General features: G+C 70.9%; 3 protein-coding genes and 1 tRNA gene. 2 read left to right on the top strand and 2 right to left on the bottom strand.

The genetic code is table 11. The features are described from left to right. Nucleotides 1-195 precede the first annotated feature (195 nt). A complete protein-coding gene (locus DN771_RS28995) occupies nt 196-1,767 on the top strand; it encodes an AMP-binding protein (protein ID WP_162942546.1) in 1,572 nt (523 codons plus the stop codon). A 62-nt stretch (nt 1,768-1,829) separates the two neighbouring features. Here the strand turns inward: DN771_RS28995 and DN771_RS29000 are convergent. Together DN771_RS29000 and DN771_RS29005 are read right to left on the bottom strand one after the other, a co-directional pair. Next, nucleotides 1,830-1,913 (bottom strand) — tRNA-Leu (locus DN771_RS29000). A 35-nt stretch (nt 1,914-1,948) separates the two neighbouring features. After that, on the bottom strand, nt 1,949-3,040 hold the full coding sequence (locus DN771_RS29005) for an Rv3169 family protein (RefSeq protein WP_117001079.1): 1,092 nt from the start codon (nt 3,038-3,040) through the stop codon (nt 1,949-1,951). A gap of 557 nt (nt 3,041-3,597) precedes the next feature. On the opposite strand from DN771_RS29005, the gene DN771_RS29010 reads away from it, so the two are divergent. Then, nucleotides 3,598-4,533 (top strand): DUF222 domain-containing protein (locus tag DN771_RS29010; protein WP_162942547.1); only part of this gene is annotated, 936 nt, incomplete at its 3' end.

Here is a 4,533-nt window from a genome sequence, read left to right on the forward strand (position 1 = left end):
CCGGCCCCCGGCCCCCGGCCCCCGGCCCCCGGCCCCCGGCCCCCGGCCCCCGGCCCCGTCGACCTACCTCGGCGAAACTCCGCTCTGCGAGAACAGCAGGTGAGCACGACGTGACCTGGTAGGTGAGCAGTCCAACGGTTCACGCTCGTCGCATCAGCCGTCGATCCCGGCGGTCGACCACACCGAGGAGTGATCATGTTCCGTTCCGACCTACCCGACGTCCCCATCGGTGGGGCGACCATCGTCGACATCCTTCGAGCCGCCTGCGAACACCACGCCGACCGAGCCGCGATCATCGATGATGGTTCCGGCACCACGACCACCTACGCGCAGCTCGGCCGAGCGGTCGACCGGTTCGCCGCGTGGCTGGCCGACCACGACTGCGGTCGCAACGACGTGGTCGCGGTGTGGGCGCCGAACTCGTCGGGGTGGGCCGGCGCCGCGTTCGGGGCGATGGCCGCCGGCTGCGGCGTCACCGGTCTGAGCCCGCTCGCCACCGACGAGGAGGCGCGCCGGCACCTGGTCGACTGCGACGCCAAGGTCCTCGTGGCCTTCAGCCCGTTCGCCGCCCGGGCGCACTCGATGGTCGGCCGGACGAACGTCGAGCATGTCGTCGCCTTCGGACCCGGGCCGGTGCCCGCAGGTGTCGCGCCGATCGACGACGTCATGGCCGACACCGGGGCGTCGGTCGATCTCGACGTGGTGCGCGAGGACGACCTGGCGCTGTTGCCGTACTCGAGCGGCACGACCGGAATGCCCAAAGGGGTCGAGCTCACCCACGGCTCACTGGTCAGCACTCTGCGACAAACCGCTGCGGTGATCGAGCCCACCGCAGACGACGTCTTCCTGGCGGTCGCGCCGTTCCCCCACATCATGGGCGCGGTGTTGACGCTGCTGCTACCGCTCAGCGCCGGCGCGACCGTCCTTGCGATGCCACGGTACAACGGTGACACGTTCACCGAGTCGTGCGTTCGCCATGGCGTCACCTGCTACATCGTCGCACCGCCGATGGCACCGCTGTTCGTCGTCCACCCACAGCTCGACCCGGCCAATCTGCCCGGCGTCCGATTCATCTGCTTCGGTGGAGCCCCGTTGCCCGCCGACCACGAAGACGCCATCGCCGCCCGCTACCCCGGCGTGCTCGTCGGCCAGGGTTGGGGCATGACCGAGCTCGGCGTCGCAGCCACGAGCCCCAGGTTCGACGGCCGACGCCGCCCCGGATCGGTCGGACGCTTGCTCCCCGACACCGAGCTCCGCGTCGTCGACCCGGACACAGGCGCCGATCTCGACATCGACACCGTCGGCGAGCTTTGGGTGCGCGGACCGCAGGTCATGCGCGGGTACCGGAACCGCCCCGAGGAAACCGCCACGATCCTCACCGAGGACGGCTGGATCCGCACCGGCGACCTCGGCTCGATCGATGCCGACGGCTTCGTGTTCATCGTCGATCGGATCAAGGACCTGATCAAGGTCAAGGGCTATCAGGTCGCTCCGGCCGAGCTCGAGGCTGTCCTCGTTTCGCACCCGCAGGTCCGAGACGCGGCTGTCGTCCGAGCCGAACGCGACAGCCGTGAGGTGCCGATCGGGTTCGTGGTGGCCGATCCCGATGCCGACCTCGACGTGCTCCGCTCGTGGTTCGCCGAGCAGGTCGCTCCGTACAAGGTGGTCCACGAGCTCCATCGCGTCGACGCTCTCCCACGCAACCCCTCGGGCAAGCTGCTCCGTCGCGAGCTTCAGGACGCCGCATCCCTTCCCGTCGGCACATGAGCTGCGCGTCGTCGGCGGTCGTGATCGTGTGGGCGACGGCGATCTGCCCCAGATCGAAGCCGTGCCCGGGGCGGGGATCGAACCCGCATGGTGTTGCCACCAGGGGGGTTTAAGCCCCCCGCGTCTGCCAGTTTCGCCACCCGGGCGGCGAGGTGATGGTCGGGAACGCTACTGCCCGGCCTCAGGAGAATCCGCTCGGCGCGTGAGGGCCGATCGCCAGCTGTTCGAGGACGCCGAGGCCGGTGCGGTCGCCCCACGTGGCCCGCATCACCTGTTGCACGTGGAGGTTGCGGAACTCGGCGTTGTCGAGGTCTCCGGCGGCGAAGGCCTCACCGTCGACGACGAGCTCGTCGTGCCAGCGGCCGTGGGTGAAGCGCGGATGGATGTAGCCGACGCCGCTCATGCGGAACGTCAGGAGCGGTTCGAGCTCGATCGACTCGTCGCCATGGCCACGGTCGAACGTCAGGGTGGCGCCGTCCGACCGGCGGAGTCCCGACGCCCACCGGATGTCGTGACGGATCCCCGAGAAGCGGGCCACCTCGGCGGCCGGCCCGGTGACCGGCTCGCCGGCGGCGATCACGGGGATCACCGCGCCGACCTCCGACCACGGGACGCCGGCACCGTCCTCGAACACCATGTAGTGGAACGCCACGTCGTCGAAGTTGATCGGCGCCCAGAGGAAGAAGAGCTGGCCGGCCGATGCGACCGGGGCCATCGGCGCCGGATCGCCGACCGGTCGGACGCCCCACGAGCGGTCCTTGGTGCCGCGCACGGCATCGTCCGCGCCGATCTCGATGGTCGTCGACCCCGATCGGATCGTGCCCTCCCAGCTGCCGAGCTGCGTCGCCCGGGTCACGTCGAACTGCAGGCGGGGGCCGTTCCAGCGGATCTGGCGCGGCTCCTCGAAGACGGGAGTGCGGGCGCGGTAGACGAGGTCGGCCTCGAGATCGTGCTCGGGCGCGTCGATGACGAGCCGGTTGACGCGCATCGGCTCGACGATCTCCACGCGGATCGGACCGACGGCCGTCTGCGTCCGGTCGATCGGCGCCCGGCCGGACGCGAACACCGATCGCTGCACGTCCTCGGCGACCACGCTGAACGCGGCGTCGATCACGCCCCGGTTCGGGTACAGCCCCATCGCCAGGGCGAAGAAGCAGTCGTCCCGGTAGCCGTTGAACCAGAAGCGGTCGTAGAAGTCGGGGTGGGCGTCCCCGGCCCGGGCGAGGGGGAGCGACGTCTGGTGGATGGGGTAGTCGTCGAACGGGGTCAGCACCCGGCCATCCTGGCCGATCGTTCCGGCCTCGCTCCGAGCGGACGACGGCGGTCGGGCTCGTCGAGGCTACGAGGACCTGCGCCCGACCAGGTAGGGGGAGGGATCCGTGGCCGGGCGCAGGCGAACGGTGACGCGGACGTGGCGGTCGCGGTCGGGACGACGGGGGGCGTGGCAGCGGCCACCCCCCGGGGCTCGCGTCATGGGGCCATCATGACACACGGCTGGCGACGACGTGCGGCCCCCGCCCCGGCCCGGGGAACTGTGTGACACCCCCTCTCTATGATCGGGGTACCGGCTCGGGCTTTCGTGTCGAAGCTGTGGCCTTCGGGGTCGTGGCCGAGCGGGATCGGCGATTTTGCGTCGCCCTGCGCACTCGCAGACTCGAGGAGGTCCACGACATGTGGCACCCGATGTGTTCGTCGAGCGGTGGCGGCGTTGTTGCCACCTGCTCGCCACCACTGGTTCATCCACCACCCGACGATGTTCCACCCGATGACGTCGCCCCCGATGACGTTGCGCTGGCTGCGCTGCAGCACGCGCTCGATGTGATCACGGGCATGCGGCCGGCGTCCACGACCACCATCCAGATCGCCCAGGTGGCCCTGTTGGAACGCATCGTCAACGCCAGCGCCGGGCTGCGGGCCGAAGTCTCGGTGCAGTTCGCCGAAGCGACGCTCGCCGAGCAGCGCGACGCCGGCGTCGGTGCCCGGTTCCTGGGCCGCGGGATCGCCGACGAGCTGGGTCTCGCGCGGGGGATCTCACCGCAGCACGCCGCGTCGGACATGCGCCTGGCCCGCCAGCTCGACGGTCGCTTCCCGATGCTCGCCACGATCCTGCGAAGCGGCGACGTGTCCGAACGGGCAGCCCATGTCGTGGCCCGCGAGTGCGAGCACCTCAGCGACGAACTGGCCCGCCACGTCGATGCCCGATTGAGCCCTCAGTTGCCGGGGCTGGGCATCGGCAAGGTCGAGACCGCCGCGCGGTTCCTCGCCATCGAGCTCGACGAGCGCGGCTACCTCGAACGCCACAGCGCCGCCGTCGAGCAGCGCTGCCTGACGATGCGGCCGGTCGCCGACGGGATGGTCCGCCTGTCGGGTCTCGTGCCGATGCGCGACGGGGTGCGGGCGTTCGGTGCTCTCGACCGGGCGGCCCGCAACGCACGCAGCGAGGGCGACGGCCGCAACCTCGACCAGCTGCGCGCCGACCTCTTCGTCGAACTGCTCACCGGCCGAGGCGCGCCCTCGCCCGACACCGAACTCCGGGTGACGATCCCTGGAGAGTCATTGTTCGCACACGGCTCCACACCCGGAATCATCGACGGGTACGGACCCGTGCCCGCCGCCTGGGTCCGCGAGCTCCTCGAGTCCTTCGCCTCCGGCGACGGCGGGTCAGCGGCGGTGTGGCTGCGGCGGGTGTTCACCGATCCGGCCGACGACACCGTGGTCGCCGTCGACACGCACCGACGCCGGTTCCACCCCGTGGTCGCCCGATGG

Source organism: Desertimonas flava (genome assembly GCF_003426815.1).
In the GTDB taxonomy this organism is placed as follows: Bacteria; Actinomycetota; Acidimicrobiia; order Acidimicrobiales; family Ilumatobacteraceae; genus Desertimonas; species Desertimonas flava.